The organism is Stenotrophomonas maltophilia group sp. LNF247 (genome assembly GCF_054083135.1).
Genome location: NZ_JBSRQL010000015.1, coordinates 68,862 through 85,321, shown reverse-complemented (window position 1 = coordinate 85,321; position 16,460 = coordinate 68,862). Strand labels below are relative to the sequence as shown.

General features: G+C 67.5%; 17 protein-coding genes. 10 read left to right on the top strand and 7 right to left on the bottom strand.

From position 1 onward, the window contains the following. Nucleotides 1–15 precede the first annotated feature (15 nt). Genes mlaD through ACTXG9_RS14910 form a run of 4 tightly spaced genes read left to right on the top strand, consistent with a single transcriptional unit; the run spans nt 16 to nt 2,515 of the window. Entirely contained in the window at nt 16–540 is a 525-nt protein-coding gene (gene mlaD, locus ACTXG9_RS14925) for an outer membrane lipid asymmetry maintenance protein MlaD (RefSeq protein WP_021203289.1), read from the top strand. Then, nucleotides 537–1,199, top strand: a complete 663-nt coding sequence (locus ACTXG9_RS14920; RefSeq protein WP_134735715.1) for an ABC transporter substrate-binding protein — start codon at nt 537–539, stop codon at nt 1,197–1,199. Before mlaD ends, ACTXG9_RS14920 begins: the two co-directional genes overlap by 4 nt. Next, on the top strand, nt 1,189–1,500 hold the full coding sequence (locus tag ACTXG9_RS14915) for an STAS domain-containing protein (RefSeq protein ID WP_021203287.1): 312 nt from the start codon (nt 1,189–1,191) through the stop codon (nt 1,498–1,500). The genes ACTXG9_RS14920 and ACTXG9_RS14915 overlap by 11 nt, the downstream gene beginning before the upstream one ends. A 1-nt stretch (nt 1,501) precedes the next feature. After that, nucleotides 1,502–2,515, top strand: a complete 1,014-nt coding sequence (locus tag ACTXG9_RS14910; RefSeq protein ID WP_111104078.1) for an MlaA family lipoprotein — start codon at nt 1,502–1,504, stop codon at nt 2,513–2,515. An 83-nt stretch (nt 2,516–2,598) separates the two neighbouring features. Here the strand turns inward: ACTXG9_RS14910 and ACTXG9_RS14905 are convergent, their stop codons facing one another. The 3 genes from ACTXG9_RS14905 to rmuC all read right to left on the bottom strand — a co-directional run bounded on the left by ACTXG9_RS14905 (nt 2,599) and on the right by rmuC (nt 5,293). Continuing rightward, nucleotides 2,599–3,144, bottom strand: a complete 546-nt coding sequence (locus tag ACTXG9_RS14905) for a glutathione peroxidase (protein WP_031270126.1) — start codon at nt 3,142–3,144, stop codon at nt 2,599–2,601. Nucleotides 3,145–3,269: 125 nt separating this feature from the next. Then, on the bottom strand, nt 3,270–3,665 hold the full coding sequence (locus tag ACTXG9_RS14900) for a hypothetical protein (RefSeq protein ID WP_019658780.1): 396 nt from the start codon (nt 3,663–3,665) through the stop codon (nt 3,270–3,272). 71 nt (nt 3,666–3,736) lie between these two features. Beyond that, complete coding sequence (gene rmuC, locus ACTXG9_RS14895) at nt 3,737–5,293, bottom strand: DNA recombination protein RmuC (protein ID WP_456115723.1); 1,557 nt, start codon at nt 5,291–5,293, stop codon at nt 3,737–3,739. A gap of 45 nt (nt 5,294–5,338) precedes the next feature. Between rmuC and ACTXG9_RS14890 the strand changes: the two genes are divergently transcribed. Next, nucleotides 5,339–5,944, top strand: coding sequence for a glutathione S-transferase family protein (locus ACTXG9_RS14890; protein WP_021203283.1), 606 nt, complete (start codon nt 5,339–5,341; stop codon nt 5,942–5,944). A 153-nt stretch (nt 5,945–6,097) separates the two neighbouring features. On the opposite strand, the gene ACTXG9_RS14885 is transcribed toward ACTXG9_RS14890, so the two are convergent. Further along, nucleotides 6,098–7,105, bottom strand: coding sequence for a zinc-binding alcohol dehydrogenase family protein (locus ACTXG9_RS14885; RefSeq protein WP_188250467.1), 1,008 nt, complete (start codon nt 7,103–7,105; stop codon nt 6,098–6,100). A 91-nt stretch (nt 7,106–7,196) separates the two neighbouring features. Here ACTXG9_RS14885 and ACTXG9_RS14880 point away from each other — a divergent pair, with 91 nt between their 5' ends. The 3 genes from ACTXG9_RS14880 to ACTXG9_RS14870 all read left to right on the top strand — a co-directional run bounded on the left by ACTXG9_RS14880 (nt 7,197) and on the right by ACTXG9_RS14870 (nt 10,444). After that, a complete protein-coding gene (locus ACTXG9_RS14880; RefSeq protein WP_111099192.1) occupies nt 7,197–8,168 on the top strand; it encodes a LysR family transcriptional regulator in 972 nt (323 codons plus the stop codon). Nucleotides 8,169–8,182: 14 nt separating this feature from the next. Continuing rightward, nucleotides 8,183–8,812, top strand: coding sequence for a leucine efflux protein LeuE (leuE, locus tag ACTXG9_RS14875; protein WP_005411716.1), 630 nt, complete (start codon nt 8,183–8,185; stop codon nt 8,810–8,812). Between the two features lie 204 nt (nt 8,813–9,016). After that, complete coding sequence (locus ACTXG9_RS14870; RefSeq protein WP_019658787.1) at nt 9,017–10,444, top strand: amino acid permease; 1,428 nt, start codon at nt 9,017–9,019, stop codon at nt 10,442–10,444. A 49-nt stretch (nt 10,445–10,493) separates the two neighbouring features. Here the strand turns inward: ACTXG9_RS14870 and ACTXG9_RS14865 are convergent, their stop codons facing one another. Both ACTXG9_RS14865 and ACTXG9_RS14860 read right to left on the bottom strand, forming a co-directional pair. After that, nucleotides 10,494–11,735, bottom strand: a complete 1,242-nt coding sequence (locus tag ACTXG9_RS14865; RefSeq protein WP_206621908.1) for a dipeptidase — start codon at nt 11,733–11,735, stop codon at nt 10,494–10,496. Nucleotides 11,736–11,870: 135 nt separating this feature from the next. After that, nucleotides 11,871–13,040, bottom strand: coding sequence for a class I SAM-dependent rRNA methyltransferase (locus ACTXG9_RS14860; RefSeq protein WP_019658789.1), 1,170 nt, complete (start codon nt 13,038–13,040; stop codon nt 11,871–11,873). Between the two features lie 293 nt (nt 13,041–13,333). Between ACTXG9_RS14860 and ACTXG9_RS14855 the strand changes: the two genes are divergently transcribed. Together ACTXG9_RS14855 and ACTXG9_RS14850 are read left to right on the top strand one after the other, a co-directional pair. Next, nucleotides 13,334–14,296 carry a TerC family protein gene (locus ACTXG9_RS14855; protein ID WP_019658790.1) on the top strand — a complete coding sequence of 321 codons (963 nt, stop codon included), beginning with the start codon at nt 13,334–13,336 and terminating at the stop codon, nt 14,294–14,296. Between the two features lie 93 nt (nt 14,297–14,389). Next, on the top strand, nt 14,390–15,160 hold the full coding sequence (locus ACTXG9_RS14850) for a rhomboid family intramembrane serine protease (RefSeq protein WP_206621909.1): 771 nt from the start codon (nt 14,390–14,392) through the stop codon (nt 15,158–15,160). 84 nt (nt 15,161–15,244) lie between these two features. Here ACTXG9_RS14850 and ACTXG9_RS14845 read toward each other — a convergent pair whose 3' ends face one another. Next, the gene (locus tag ACTXG9_RS14845) at nt 15,245–16,351 is read right to left on the bottom strand and encodes a glycerophosphodiester phosphodiesterase (protein ID WP_111099191.1); all 1,107 of its coding nucleotides are present in this window, start codon (nt 16,349–16,351) and stop codon (nt 15,245–15,247) included. Nucleotides 16,352–16,460: the final 109 nt, after the last annotated feature.

The following is a 16,460-nucleotide window of genomic DNA, read 5'->3' as shown; positions in this document are numbered from 1 at the left end:
GATCAGGTAATCCACATGGCCATCCGCGGTCCCAGACTTGAATTCTCTGTCGGCGCCTTCCTGCTGCTGGCTCTGGCCTCGTTGCTGGTGCTGGCCGTGGCCTCGACCAACCAGCGCTGGAGCTGGGGCAGTGAGGGCTATGACCTGAAGGCGCGCTTCTCCCAGGTCGGCCAGCTGCGCAAGCAGGCGCCGGTGAAGATCGGCGGCGTGACCGTCGGCCAGGTCGCTTCGATCGACCTGGACCCGGTGAAGTTCGAATCCATCGTGACGCTGCGCATGGACAGCAAGGTCAAGGACCTGCCGGCGGACACCTCGGCCGGCATCTTCACCAGTGGTTTGCTCGGCGAGAGCTATATCGGTCTGCAGCCGGGCGGTGACCCGGACGTGCTGAAGGCCGGCGACGAGATCGTCTTCACCCAGCCGGCCGTGGACCTGATCCAGCTGGTCGGCAAGTACATGTTCAGTGGCGGCGCCGGTGGCGGCACTGCTCAGAAGCCCAACGATGGCGCGCAGGCGCCTGCAACGGAACCGCAACCATGAAAATGAAACTGATCCCGGCCCTGCTCGCCTCGGCGCTGCTGGCAGCCACCCCGTTCCTGGCCCAGGCCCAGGCCGCCGCACCTGCCGCTGCCGCAACGCAGAGCCAGGCCGGCAAGGTGGTGATCGATGCCAGCAGCCGCATCCTGTCCACGCTGCAGCAGCGCAAGAGCGAGTTCACCAGCAACCCGGCCAGCCTGCGCAGCTACATCGACAGCGAACTGACCCGCACCTTCGACCGCGACTACGCCGCGCGTCTGGTGCTGGGCCCGCACGCCCGCGGCGCTTCCGACGCCGACATCAAGCTGTTCGCCGATGCGATGGCCGACAGCCTGATGCAGCGCTACGGCTCGGCCCTGCTCAACATCCAGGGCAAGCCAAGCTTCCGCCTGAAGGGTGAAAGCCCGCTGCCGGGCAATCGTGGCGTGCGTGTCAGCACCGAACTGGTGCGCGCCGGCAACGAGCCGACTCCGGTCGAGTACTGGATGCGCAACGTGAACGGCCAGTGGAAGATCTTCGACGTCAACATTGAAGGCATTTCCTACGTGCAGACCTTCCGCAACCAGTTCGATACCCCGCTGCGCCAGAAGGGCATCAAGCAGGTGGCCAGCGAACTGCACAGCGGCAGCATGCAGGCCGGGCCCGCGGGCAATGGCAAGTAACGCACTGGCACTGCTGGAAGGCGACACCCTGCGCCTGCGCGGGGTGCTCGACCGTGCCGCGGTGATCTCGCTGTGGCCGCAGCTGCAGGCCCTGCCGGCAAAGCTGTCACGGCTGGAGCTGGGCGAGGTGGACCGCGTGGACAGCGCCGGCCTGGCGCTGCTGGCCGAGCTGGCGGCACGCGCGCGCAGGAGCGGTCACCCACTGGTCGTCTCCGGCGCGCCGGCCGGCTACAACGAGCTGAGCGCAGCCTACCGGCTGTCGCCCGATCTGGATTTCAACGCTACTTCTGCTGCGAGCTGACATGAACGTCGTACGCACTCTCCCCTTGATCGTCCTGGCCGCCGCGCTGACCGCCTGCGCGGGCAAGCCCGCACGCAGCGATGCACCGGCAGCCAGTACCGTGGTCCCGGCCAGCACCGTCGCCGAGGCCTCCGCCCCCACCGCCGATACCGCTACGATTGATGCCGCGCCGGCCGCAGCCGTGGTTGCCGCCCCTGCACCGGCCACGCCACCCTCCGTACCGGCCCGCGGCGCCGACACCGATGCGGCCAGGGCCGCAGCGGCGACCGCCCCCGGTGGTGATGACGACTTCGATGCCCTCTATGGCGGCAGCGGCAACACCGGCAGTGCGGCAGCCTACGACCCATGGGAACCGTTCAACCGCAAGGTGCACAAGTTCAACAACGCGGTCGACCGCGGCATTGCCCGTCCGCTGGCCACGGCCTATACCCACGTAGTGCCGCGCTTCGCCCGCACCGGCGTCAGCAACTTCTTCAGCAACCTGCGGGCACCGGTGACCATCACCAACCAGCTGCTGCAGGGCCGCGGTGCCGATGCCTGGGACAGCCTCGGCCGCTTTCTGATGAACAGCACGCTGGGCATCGGTGGCCTGTTCGATCCGGCCAGCAAGGCGATGGTGCCGCGCCGCAATGAAGACTTCGGCCAGACCCTGGGTGCGTGGGGCTGGCGGCGTTCGCGCTACGTGGAACTGCCGTTCTTCGGCCCGCGCACCGTACGCGATGTATTCGGCCTGGCCGGTGACATTCCGCTGTCGCCGATCCGCCGCATCGAGGAGGACAAGGTCCGCATCGGCCTGCAGGGCCTGCAGCTGGTGGATACCCGCGCGCAGCTGCTGGCGGTCGACGACCTGCGTGACACCGCCGTGGACGAGTACTCGCTGGTCCGCGATGCGTGGATGCAGCGCCGCAACTACCAGATCGAGAACGATCTGCGCAGCAAGCGCGACCGTGGCCACGACGATGCCAATTCGCCGATCCCGGTCGATGCGATGCCGATGCCGCAGTGGACGCACTGAGTCCAGCCTGCAGCGCATGAAAAACCCCGCTTCGGCGGGGTTTTTCTTTCCGGCAGATGCCAACCTCGGTTGGCACGCTTTCCTCAAGCCGCCAGCGCGGCCTCGATAGCGTCGCGCAGGCGCGCGTCATCGGCAGCCACGTCCGGGGCGAAGCGGGCGATGACCTCGCCGTCGCGGCCAACCAGGAACTTCTCGAAGTTCCACAGCACTGCCGGCGCTGCGTGGATCGGAATCTCCTTGCTCGCCAGGCGCTCACGCAGCGGACCCTCGCCGATCGACTGCGGCTGGGCGGCGGTCAGCTGCTGATACAGAGGGTGGGTGTCGTCACCGGCCACGCTGATCTTGGAGAACATCGGGAAGCTGACGTCGTAGGTAAGCTGGCAGAACTGCTGGATTTCCGCCTCGCTGCCCGGCTCCTGGCCGAGGAAGTTGTTGGCGGGGAAGCCCAGCACTTCCAGGCCCTGCGCGTGCTTTTCCGAATACAGCGCCTGCAGGCCTTCGTACTGCGGGGTCAGGCCGCACTTGGAGGCGACGTTGACCAGCAGCAGCACCTTGCCCTGGTAGTCGGCAAGCGAGGACGGCTGGCCGTCGATGGTGGTGAGGGAAATGTCCTGGATCGGGGTGCTCACGTGGGGCTCCGGCAACAGCGGGAAATGGCCCACCAGCATAGCGCTGTGCGCGCGGTTGTAGAGCCGAGCCTACGCTCGGCTGCTGTGGCATCAGCCGAGCGTGGGCCCGGCTCTACAGGCAGGATTCAATCCACGCAGATCGTGCCCTGCGCCTTGCCGTCGTCAATGCGCTGGCGGCAACCGAAGTTCTGGCGCACGTCGCGCTGGCAGGTACCGGTGACGGCACTGCCGGCGGCCACGTCGCCCGTGGCCAGGCACTGGCCGCTGCAGTCGCTCTTGCGGCTGCAGGCCTTGCCGGCGTCGGCATAGGGAATCACGCACTGCTCGCGCTGCAGCCGGCCGAGCCGCTGCAGGGTGCCACCGGCGGCCTGGCAGTCCACGTCGCGCGCTTCGCGGTACGCCTCGTCCGCTTCGGGGGTGCTGGAGGCGGCCTGCGTGGTCGTGTCCACGGTCGTTGGCGTGCTGCTGCAGGCGGCGAGCAGCGCGGTCAGGACAAGGCTGGTGAAGCGGGGCAGGCGCATGGCGGTACCTGGTCGAAGCGGACAGGCCGCCAGCATACCCATCGGCGATGCAGGCGGCGTGTCAGTGTGGCTCAGGCCTCGTCGCCCTCGCCGTCACTGCCTTCCTCCTCGGCCACCGCATCACCCTCGGCCAGGTCGCCGAGCAGCGACTGCGCCTGTTCGGACGCCAGCGACTCCACGCCACGCAGGCGGCGTTCGATGGTACGGGTCTTGCGGCTGGCCTCCCCGATGCTGCGGCCAACGGTAGTGATCTGCTTCTCGGCCTTTTCCAGGATGCCGGCGAACTTCCCGAACTCGCTCTTGACCGCACCCAGCAGGCCCCACACTTCGCTGGATCGCTTTTCAATGGCCAGGGTGCGGAAGCCCATCTGCAGGCTGTTGAGCAACGCGGTGACCGTGGTCGGTCCGGCCACCACCACACGGTGCTCGCGCTGCAGCAGGTCGACCAGGCCCGGGCGCCGGATCACCTCGGCATACAGGCCTTCGGTGGGCAGGAACATCACCGCGAAGTCCGTGGTGTGCGGTGGCACGATGTACTTGTCGCAGATCGACTTGGCCTGCACGCGCACCGCGCGCTCCAGCTGGATGCCCTGCAGGCGCACGCCCTCGGCATCGCCCTGTTCCTGTGCGTCCAGCAGGCGCTCGTAATCCTCGCGCGGGAACTTGGAGTCGATCGGCAGCCACACCGGCGTGTCGTCGCTGCTGCGGCCCGGCAGGCGCACGGCGATATCGACCATCTCGCCACTATCCGGGCGCACCCTCACCGCACGCGCGTACTGCTCCTGGGTGAGTGTCTGCTCGAGGATGTTCTCCAGCTGCACTTCGCCCCAGCTGCCGCGGTTCTTGACGTTGGTCAGCACACGCTTGAGGTCGCCCACGCCGGTGGCCAGCTGCTGCATCTCGCCGAGGCCACGCTGCACCTGTTCCAGGCGCTCGGAGACCAGCTTGAAGGAGTTGCCCAGCCGCGTTTCCAGCGTCGACTGCAGCTTCTCGTCCACGGTGTGGCGCATCTGCTCCAGCTTCTGGGCGTTGTCGTTCTGCAGCGCGCGCAGCTGTTCCTCCAGCGTGGCACGCATCTCGGCGATGCGCTGCTCGTTGCGCTGGGTCAGTTCCTGCAGGCGCAGGCCCAGACTGTCGGTCAGGCGCTGCTGCGACTGCGCGCCCTCCTCGCGATCCTTGCGTGCATCGTCCACCAGGGTCTGGCGCAGCGCCCCGAGCTGGGTATCGGTACGCGCAGTGAGCTCCTGCAGCTGCTGGCCAAACGCATGGATGCGTGCCTCCTGCTGCTGGCCGAAGGTCTCCAGCTGGCCGCGCAGTTCCTGCAGCCGCTGCCCCATCAACGCTGCGCCGCGCTGCTGGCTGTCGGCCACTTCAGCGCGGGCTTTGCGGGCATCTTCGCCCAGCGCTTCGCGCAGCAGGTCCAGGCGCTGGTCGGTGCGGGTGGACAGATCGGTCAGCGCGCGGGCGAAGCCATCGAGCTGTTCGCGCAGTTCGCTGCGCCCGGCGCGGGCCTCCTCGCGCACGGCCTGTTCCAGGCGGTCATGCGGCGGACGGCGCAGCAGGGCGACCAGTTGCAGGATGAGCACGGCCAATAGAAGGCCGGCAATGAGCAGGTATTCGGTTTGCATGGGGCAAGTGTAGGCTGGCCGAGTCTCAGCTGCTGCGTCAGGACCATGCCCGCTCTATACGGAAAGCCCACTTCCATCAACGTGCGCAAGGTACTGTGGCTGTGCGCGGGGCTGGATCTGCCCCTGCATCACGAGCCGGTCCCCCCACCTGATCTGCTGGCCACGCTGAACCCCAACCGGCAGGTGCCGGTGCTGCGCGATGGCGACTTCGTACTGTGGGAATCCAACAGCATCTGCCGCTACCTTGCCGCGCGCGCCGGACGCGAGGATCTGCTGCCACGTGCGGCGCAGGCCCGTGCGCGGGTGGAGCAGTGGATGGACTGGCAGGCCAGCGATCTCAACAGTGCCTGGCGCCACGTGTTCATGGCGCGCGTGCGCCAGCATCCGGACTATCCGGACGATGCCCGCGCCGAGGCCAGCCTGGCGCAGTGGAACCGGCTGATGGGTGTGCTTGAAGCCCAGCTGGCCGCCACCGATGCCTATGTGGCGGGCAGCACCTTCACCCTTGCAGATATCGTGCTGGGGCTGTCGACCCAACGCTGGCGCAGCACGCCGGGCAGCAAGCCCGCGCTGCCCCACCTCGTCGCATGGTTCGAGCGCCTGCGAGAGCAGCCCGGTTTCGCCGAACACGTCGACAACGGCGTGGCGTGAGCCGTGGTTTCCGCAGCTGTTGGTAGGTGTCGACCCTGGTCGACACGGCTGATCCACGCCATGTGTGGATGAAGCTCCGTAGAGCCGAGCCTATGCTCGGCTGACGCCCACGCGCGAACGGCAGCCGAGCGTGGGCTCGGCTCTACAGGAGCCTTACCAGCCTTCCAGCACGATCTTGCCCTTGGCGCGATGGCTCTCCAGCAGCGCATGGGCACGGCGCAGGTTGGCCGCGTCGATGCGCCCGAAGTGCTCGCCCAGCGTGGTCTGCAGCACGCCGGCATCGATCAGCTCGGCCACCCGGTTCAACAGGTCGTGCTGGCGCTGCATGTCCGCCGTCCGGTACAGCGGGCGGGTGAACATCGATTCCCAGTGCAGTGACAACGCCTTGCGCTTGAGCGCCATCACATCCACCTGGCCCGGGTCATCGATCAGGCCGAACTGCCCTTGCGGCGCCAGCAGCTCCACGATCTGCGCGTAGTGCTGGTCGGAATGGGTCAGGCTGGCCACGTGCTGCACCTCGCTGATGCCCAGCCGCGCCAGGCCCTCGGCCAGTGGCAGGCGGTGGTCGATCACATGGTGGGCGCCCATCGCATACACCCAGTCCTGGGTCTCCGGGCGCGAGGCGGTGCCGATCACGGTCAGCCTGGTGAGCTTCCGCGCCAACTGCACCAGGATCGAGCCGACACCACCGGCAGCGCCGATCACCAGCAGGGTCTGGCCTTCGCCCCCGTCCTCGGGAATGCGCAGGCGGTCGAACAGCAGCTCCCAGGCGGTGATCGCGGTCAGCGGCAGTGCGGCGGCAGCGGCGTCATCGAGGCTGGCCGGCTTGCGGCCGACGCTGCGTTCGTCCACCAACTGGTACTGGGCATTGCTGCCCGGGCGATCGATGACGCCAGCGTAGTAGACCGCATCGCCGGGCTGGAACAGGCTCACCTCGCTGCCCACCGCATCGACGATGCCGACCGCATCCCAGCCCAGCACGCGCGGGCCGTCGGTGGCCACGCCTCGGCGGACCTTGGTGTCGACGGGGTTCACCGCCACCGCGCGCACCGCCACGCGCAGGTCGCGCGGGCCGGGCTGCGGCAACTCCAGTTCGAGGTCGATCAGGGCCTGGGGATCATCGATCGGCAGGCCGGCTTGGGTGTAGGCAATGGCGCGCATGGCAGCGGTCCAGTGGGGGAGGAGGCGACAGGTTGCGCCGCACGCGGTCTCGCAGAAAGGCGGAGAATCGGGCAGCACTTTCACTCTGGCGATGAAGATGATCCGCTTCGACGATCTGCAGCTGTTCGTCCGCACTGCTGCGCTGGGCAGCTTTTCGCAAGCGGCCCGCGAGGCCGACCTGCTGCCGGGGCAGGTCGCCGCGGCAGTGGCGCGGCTGGAACGCGAGCTGGACCTGCGCCTGTTCGTGCGCACCACCCGCAGCCTGCGCCTGACCGGCGAGGGCGCGCTGTACCTGCCCTACGCACAGGACGTGCTGGCCACCCTGCGCGAGGGCCAGGCGCGCGTGCAGGCCGAGGACGCCGAACTGCACGGCACCCTGCAGCTGTCGGCGCCGTCGGACTTGGGCCGCAACCTGCTGCTGCCCTGGCTGAGCGCGTTCCGCGCGTCCCATCCCCGGCTGCGCCTGCACCTGCGCCTGTCCGATGAAGTGGCCGATGTGTTCCGCGACCCGGTCGACGTGGCCATCCGCATCGGCCACTTCGACGACGCCAACTACGTCGCCCTGCCCCTGCTGGAAGGCAATCGGCGCGTACTGGCGGCCTCGCCCGATTACCTGCAGCGGCGTGGCACGCCCACGCGCCTGGAAGATCTGCGTGAGCACGATTGCCTGGTCTACCAGCTCAGCGGTCGTGCCTACGATCGCTGGTCATTCGACGTCGACGGCCGCCGGGCGGTGATACCGGTGCGCGGCCCGCTGGTCTGCGATGACGCCGATGTGGTGCGGCGCTGGGCCGTGGCCGGCGAAGGCATCACCTACAAATCCTGGCTGGACCTGCGCGAAGACGTGCTGGCCGGGCGCCTGCAGCTGCTGCTCGACGGCGTCGGCAGCCACATTCCACTGCATCTCGTGTGCCCGCACCGCAAGCAGTTCTCACCCGCGGTGCGGCAGCTGCACGCGCAGCTGCGCCAGCACCTGCAACCGCTGCTGTCTGGCATGCCGGTTGGCCCCACCGGCCCCCTGTCCTCCGCCGTGGTGCTGGCCGACAATGGCGGCCCCGCGTAAGAGAGAACACCGCCATGCCGTGGATGGGCATCCAGGACCTGTGGACGTTTCTGGTCGCCGTGCTGGTGTTTCTCGCCCTGCCCGGCCCCGGCACCTTCACCCTGCTGACCGCCACCGGCCGTGGCGGCGTGCGTGGCGGCTACACTGCATTGGCCGGCCTGCTGGTCGGCGACCAGATCCTGATGTGGCTGGCGCTGGCCGGCGTGGCCGCACTGCTCAAGGCCAACCCGCTGGTGTTCCACGCCGTGCAGTACCTGGGTGCGGCCTACCTGGTGTGGGTGGGCATCAGCCTGCTGCGCACGCCCAAGCACGAGGGTGGCGACGCTGGCCCGATCCGCATGCAGCCCGGCCGCTATTTCCAGCAGGCGATCCTGGTCAGCCTGCTCAATCCGAAGGCGATCCTGTTCTACATGGCCTTCCTGCCGTTGTTCATCGATCCGAAGGCACACCAGGGCATCGCCACCTTCGCCGCGCTGGCCGGCATCATCCTGGTGGTCAGTATCGCCTACTGCTCGATGCTGATCGGCGTGGGCAACCTGGCCCGTCGCCGGTTGATCCAGCACCCGCGGATCAGCGATGCGCTGCGCCGCGTGGCCGGCCTGTTCCTGGTGGGGTTCGGCATCCGGCTCGGGTTGAACGGGTGAACGGGCGGCTGCCGCTGCTCGGCCTGGCCCTGCTGTTCGCCGGCACCGCCTCTGGCGACCCGGCCTGCTTTATGCCGATTCCGGCAGTCTGGTCGCGGTGCAGCGCGCGCGCCGGCAATCATGACCCCCGTCAGTGGTAATGCTGCGCTGCGTTCGGTCACACTCGGGAACTTGTCGTTCTAAGTCACCCCTTCCGAGGCCTGCATGTCCCTGTTCCGGCGCAAGTCCCTAGATTCCGTCACCGTCCACGAAGCCGGCAGGCGCCTGATCCCGACGCTCAGCTGGCCGCACCTGATCGCGCTGGGCATCGGCGCCATCGTCGGTACCGGCATCTACACGCTGATCGGCGTCGGTGCCAACCTGGCTGGCCCGGCCGTGCTGATCTCCTTCGCCATCGCCGGTGCGGTCTGTGCCTGCGCGGCGCTGTCCTACGCCGAGCTGTCGACGATGATGCCCGCCGCCGGCAGTGCCTACACCTACAGCTACAGTGCGCTGGGCGAGGTGTTCGCCTGGGTGGTGGGCTGGAGCCTGATCCTGGAGTACTCGCTGGTGGTGAGTACGGTGGCGGTGGGCTGGTCCGGCTACTTCGTCGGCTTCCTCGAATGGGTCCACACCCAGTTCGGCTGGAACGTGCACCTGCCGGCCTGGCTGGCGGCCGGCCCGCACGTGGAAGGCGGCATGATCAACCTGCCGGCGATCATCATCACCTGGCTGGTGGCCGGCATGCTGATGGCCGGCACCAAGGAAAGCGCCACGCTCAACGCCATCCTGGTGGTGTTCAAGCTGATCGCGCTGGCCATCTTCGTGGCCGTGGCCCTGCCCGCGTTCGACAGCGCCAACCTGCAGCCGTTCATGCCGTACGGCTTCGCCAAGTCGATGGGCCCCGACGGCGTCGAGCACGGCGTGATGGCGGCAGCGGCGATCATCTTCTTCGCCTTCTACGGCTTCGATGCGATCTCCACCGCCGCCGAGGAAACCAAGAACCCGGGCCGCGACCTGTCGATCGGCATCATCGGTTCGATGATCGGCTGCACCATCGTCTACGTGCTGGTGGCGCTGGCCGCCGTGGGTGCGATGAGCTACGCGGTGTTCGGCCACAGCGCCGAGCCGCTGGCGCTGATCATGCGCCAGCTGGGCCATCCGACCGCGGCGATGGTGATCGGCGTGATCGCGATCATCGCCCTGCCGACCGTGCTGTTGGCCTTCCTGTACGGCCAGAGCCGCATCTTCTTCGTGATGAGCCGCGACGGCCTGCTGCCGCGTCGCCTGTCCAAGGTGAACGCACGTACCGGCACGCCGGTGGCAACCACGCTGTTCACTGCGGTCGTGGTTTCCGCGCTGGCCGGCGTGGCGCGCCTGGACGAGATTGCCGCACTGGCCAACGCCGGTACCCTGGCCGCGTTCACTGCGGTAGGCATCTGCCTGGTGGTGCTGCGGCTGCGCGAGCCGGACCGCGCGCGCACGTTCCGCACGCCGCTGGCCTTCGTGGTTGGCCCGCTGGCCGCGCTGGGTTGCATCTACCTGTTCATCAGCCTGCCGCACACCACCCAGCTGTACTTCCTGTTGTGGAACGTGGCCGGCCTGGTGCTGTACCTGCTGTACAGCCGACGCCATGCGCTGATCGCGAAATAGACCGATCACCGGTAGTGGCGGCCGCTGGCCGGCACCACCGCAGGGCGTTTCAACCGCCCTGCTTTGCGGCGTAGTCCTGCGCCTGGCGCATCACCCGCAGCAGGTTGCCGCCCCAGATGCCGGCGATCTGCTTCTCGGTATAGCCCTTGCGCAGCAGCCACGCGGTGATCTTCGGCAGCTGGCTGACATCGGGCAGGTCACTCAGTCCGCCACCACCATCCCAGTCCAGGCCGATGCCCGCGTGCTCAGGGCCGACCACCGTGAGGATGTGGTCGAAGTGGGCGAAGAAGTCGTCCAGGCTGGCGTGCCGCACCGGGTGCTCGTGGTCCAGTGCCTGTTCGGCCTTCAGCAGGGCAACGCCTTGTTCGATGCCCATGCCTTCCCAGCCGCCCAGCTGCTTGCTCAGCGCTTCCTCGGCCTGTTTGCGCTCGGGCGTCTTCGCGGTGTCGATCAGGTAGCCGCCATAGGCGTTCACCTGGATCACGCCGCCGGCTTTGGCCAGCTTGCGCAGGCGCGCGTCGTCGAGGTTGCGCGGGTGGTCGTAGACCGCCTTGGCCGAGCTGTGCGACAGCACGAATGGTACCGGCATCATTGCCAGCAGATCGTCGAACACCGCATCCGATGCATGTGACTGGTCGATCACGATGCCCAGCTTCACCGCCTGCCGCACCAGCTCCTTGCCGGCCGGGCTAAGTCCTTTCCATTCCGCACCCTTGGGATCGGTGGCCGAATCGGCGAACTCGTTGTTGGCAAAGTGCACGGTGCTGAGCAGGCGCAGGCCGGCGCGGTGGTAGAACGAGAGCAGGCTGGGATCGGCCACCAGCGGGCTGGCGTTTTCCATGCTGATGTAGACCACACGCTTGCCGGCCGCCTTGATCCGCGCCGCGTCATCGGCGGTCAGTGCCAGCGCGAACCGCTCGGGGTTGGCGGCCAGCATCTCGCGTATTTCCAGCAACCGCTGCAACCCGTGGTCACGTTCGGCCAGGTGAGCGGCGTGGCTGCGGTCGCCCTGGTCGGTGTAGATCGCCCAGAACCCGCCGTCCAGCGCGCCTTCGACCATGCGCGGGTAGTCCACCTGCGAGAGTGCGTTGCGGTCGTGGCGCTGTTCGATGTCGAAGCCGGTGCGGCCGAAATTGGCCGGCGTATCCAGATGGCTGTCGAGGGTGACCAGGCGCTGCTGCAGGGCCTTGGCGCGGGCCAGCTCCTGCGTGCTGAACTCGATGGCGTGGGCGGACAGTGGCGCGCACAGCGCCACGGCAAGCACGAAGGACAGGTGGCGCAACGATGGCATGGGCTCTCACCGGTGTTGGGAAGAGCCCGACCATAGCGCTGCGGCCCGCCGTTTTGTAGCGCCGGGCATGGGCTCGGCTGCCAGACAGATCAGCCGAGCGTGGGCTCGGCTCTACAGAGATCGGCAGTCACGCGGTCAATCCACCACGCGGCAGAACACGGCCTTGAGGTAACGCGATTCCTGCACGTGGGCCATGAACGGATGGTCCGGGCCGGCGCCGGCGACCTTCAGGATCTGGATCGTGCGGCCGGAGAAATAGGCCGCGCGGCGCAGCATGTCGAGGAACTGGTCCTCGGCCACCAGGCCGGTGCAGGAAAACGTGGCGAACAGGCCGCCCGGCTTCACCACGCCAAGCGCCAGCTTGTTCATGTCCAGGTACTTCTTCAGTGCGGTGATGACCTGGTCGCGGTCGCGGGTCATCTTCGCCGGGTCCAGGATCACCACGTCATACTGCTCACCGCGGTTGGCGGCGTCGCGCAGCCACGGGAAGATATCGGACTGGATGAACTTCGGGCGCACGTTGTTCAGGCGCGAATTGCCCTTGGCGATCTGGATGACGTCCTCATCAATGTCGATGCCGACCACTTCCGAGGCGCCACGCGCTGCTGCGTACACGGCGAAGCCACCGGTGTTGCAGCACAGGTCCAGAACGCTCTTGCCTTCCACCTGCTGGCTCAGCCACTCGCGGTTCTCGCGCTGGTCGGCGAAGAAGCCGGTCTTGTGTGCACCGGCCGGGTCGGCGCGGAACTTGATGCCGTACTCGGTGATCACCGCCGCTTCGGTGGTGGTGTTGCCGTGGAAGTCGAAGCTCTCCTGCTTCTGCACGTGTTCGTCGGCGAAGCTGTGGAAACGGCAGCCCGGGAACTGCTCGCGCAGGGCGTCGTAGATCCATTCGCGGTGGCGGAACATGCCGGCGGCGAAGAACTCGACCACCACCAGGTCGCCGTAGCGATCCACCACCAGGCCGGACAGGCCGTCGCCTTCGCTGTGCACCACGCGCCAGGCGTCGGAGACCGCGTCGAGCTTCAGCACCTCACGGCGCAGCGACACCGCCTGGGCGATCTTGCGCGAGAACCAGCCGGCATCGACCGGCACGTTCTGGTCGGTCTCAAGGATGCGCACGGCAATGCGCGAGTGCCCGTTGTAGAACCCGCGGCCAATGAACTCGCCATCGATGCCGACCACGTCGACGATGGAACCGGGCTTGGGCCGGACGGTCGGCTTCTCGACCAGTTTCTGGAAGATCCACGGGTGGCTGGAACGCCACGCATTCTTGAGGCGGACAATCGGAAGGGGGGTATTCATCCGGTCATTGTAGCCGGGGGGCACCGGGGGCCGGAAATCCAGGGCCCGGCGCGGCATTTGACGGCGGCCCGGCCAGGCCGCAGAATCGGCAGCAGAAGGGGAGTAGCTCCCAGACGTTGTCGCCGTCATTTCGAGCCCGCAGGCTCCGGTGCAACGGCAGTTCCAGCCGACTGGAACTGCGAGCGAGACCTTCGCCGTACTGGCGAAGCTCTGTCCCTGGATCCCCCTCCCGATCCTCCGTTGCAGATCCTCGCCGTCCGGCCTGGCATTCATCTTTCCAACGGACATTCCCAATGCAGACGATCGGTAACGTGTGGTTGTGGGGCGGCTTCGCAGCGGTGGTGGTCATCGCCCTGCTGGTCGACCTCGTGTTGATGCGCCATGGTGGACCGCACAAGGTCACCTTCAAGGAGGCCCTGTGGTGGTCCATCGGCTGGGTCGCGCTGGCCCTGCTGTTCAATGCCGGCCTCTGGTACTACCTGAATGAGACCGCCGGCCAGGTGGTAGCGAACAAAGTCGGCCTCGAATTCCTGACCGGCTACCTGGTCGAGAAGGCGCTGGCGGTCGACAACATCTTCGTGTTCCTGATGATCATGAGCTACTTCGCGGTGCCGGATGAGCAGCGCCAGAAGGTGCTGATCATCGGCATTCTGGGTGCGATCGTGCTGCGTACGATCATGATCTTCGCCGGCAGCGTGCTGATCAGCCAGTTCCATTGGCTGCTCTACGTATTCGGTGCTTTCCTGCTCTTCACCGGTTGGAAAATGTGGTTTGCCGCCGGCCAGGAGCCGGACCTGGAGACCAACCCGGCCCTGCGCTGGATGCGCAAGCACCTGCGCCTGCTGCCGGACTACGCCGGCAACGCGCTGAGCGTGAAGCGCGACGGCGTGCGCTGGTTCACCCCGCTGTTCGCGGTGCTGATCCTGATCGCGGTCACCGACGTGATCTTCGCGGTGGACAGCATCCCGGCGATCTTCGCGATCACCACCGACCCGTTCATCGTGCTCACCTCCAACGTGTTCGCGGTGCTGGGCCTGCGCGCGATGTTCTTCCTGCTGGCCGGCATGGCCGACCGCTTCCACCTGCTGCCGTATGGCCTGGCGCTGGTGCTGGGCTTCATCGGCATCAAGATGATGATCATCGACCTGTTCAAGATCCCGACCCCGGTGTCGCTGGGCGTGGTCGCGGTCATCATCGCCGCCACCGTGGTACTGAGCCTGAAGTACCCGCCGAAGGAAGGCTCCGGCCACGCCTGATCATGGCCGGCCGGCGGGATTGTCCCGCCGGCCGCACCCACTCTCCCGCAGCGGTGGCCTTGGTTTCGCGCCAGTCACCGCCATTGCTGAGGTATGGACAACAACGCGCCCCTGCCCGCCGGCGACGTGCCGGCCCCTCGCGATGACCGCTCGCGCATCCTGCGGGCGTTCAATCTCAGCCTTGCCGCTGTGCTGGTGCTGGTGGCCGTGTTCGCCCTGCAGGGCACCTTCGACTGGCGGCCGTGGGCGGTCGCACCGCTGGAAGCCAAGGGCCTGCTTGGCCTGATCGGTGGACCGATTCTGCATGCCTCGGTCGAGCACATCGCCGCCAACAGCATCGCGATCCTGATCCTGGGCACGCTGGCTGGCAGTGTCTACCCGAAAGCAACCGTACGCGCCCTGCCCCTGCTGTGGCTGGGCTCGGGCATCGGCGCGTGGATGCTGGGCAATCCGGGCAGCGTGCACCTGGGCGCCAGCGGGGTGACCCACGGCCTGATGTTCCTGCTGGCCAGCCTGGGCCTGCTGCGCCGCGACCGCACCGCCATCGCCACCGGCCTGATCGGCATGCTGTTCTACGGCGGCATGCTGATGACCATCCTGCCACACGCCGATGGCGTGTCCTGGCAGTCGCACATGGGCGGCGCCTTCGCCGGCATCATCGCCGCGCTGCTGTTCCGCAACGCCGACCCGCTGCCGCCGCGCCCGCGCTACAGCTGGGAAGACGAAGAAGACGAGGCAGAACCGCTGGCCGACGACGAGCTGGAGCCGCCGTCGCCACAGCGCGTGCCGGTGCTCTGGCAGCCGCGCGAGGGCCAGGACTACGTGGTGATTCCGTTCCGCCGGCCGGACGAACCGCGCGGTTGAAGCGAGGGGCCGCCGGGCATGGCCCGGCGCTACCGTGTGGACGCCCTGGGTAGCGCCGGGCCATGCCCGGCGGCCAGGGGTCGATCAGTTCCCCGCCGCGCCCATGCCATCCACCGCCTGCCGGCCCAGCGCCGGATCATCGGTGAAGAACGCATCGATGCCGGTCGCCAGATAGGCGTGCATCTCGGCAATCGAACCTTCGGGATTGCGCGCGGTGTCGGCGCCCTTGCGCAGGTTGCTGGCCTGGAAGTGGTTCTCCGGACGGAAGGTGTACGGAATCACCATCAGCCCCACTGCATGTGCGTCCTGTACCAGCGTGGTCGGCGTGCTCAGCGCGCCCTTGGCATCCAGCGGAATGATCGAGCGCAGTTCCGGGCCGATGCCGTCGGCGTAGCTGGCGATGTCCTTCAGTCCGGCCGGGGTCATCATCTGCGCGTAGGTCAGCGTGCCACCGGCCTTGGCGATGTCGGCCGGCTGGGTGCCGCCCTTCCACAGCAGTTGCAGCAGGCGGATGTTGCTGCCGCGCGGGATCTTGCCGCGCAGGTAGCGCAGGTTGGCGGTCTCGAACGACTGGATGGTGACCGGGCCGACGTTGGTATAGGCATTGCCACGCAGCGCGGTCAGGAGCTTGTCTTCCATCGGCAGGCCGATCGACTGGAAGTAGGTCGGGTGCTTGATCTCCGGCACCAGGCCGATGCCACGGTTGGCACGCCCGGCCTGCTGCACCAGGAAGGCCAGGATCTCGTCCAGGCTGGCGATGCGGAACTGACCGTCGTAGGCGGTGCTGCGCAGCTCCGGCAGGCGCTCGCGCGCATACAGGGTCTTCAGCTCGGCCAGGGTGAAGTCTTCGGTGAACCAGCCATCGACCTTCTGGCCGTCGATGACCTTGCTGGTGCGGCGGCTGGCGAACTCCGGATGCGAGGCCACATCAGTGGTGCCGCTGATCTCGTTCTCGTGGCGGGCCACCATCATTCCGTCCCTGGTCATCACCAGGTCCGGCTCGATGTAGTCGGCGCCATCGGCGATTGCCTGCGCATAGGCGGCCAGGGTGTGCTCGGGCAGCAACGCGCTCGCCCCGCGATGGCCATAGACCGACACCTTGTGCGCGGCCGGGGTGGAGGATTCAGCACTCATGGCCACCGATGGTGCCACGGCCAGCGACAACAGCAACGCACAACCCCACGACTTCACTGCGACTTCCCCAAGCGGTATGTGATGGGCGCCAGTATGCGGCGGCAATGTGACAGGTGGGGGAAGCCCGCACCTGTAGAGCCGAGCCCATGCTCGGCTGATTGGAAGA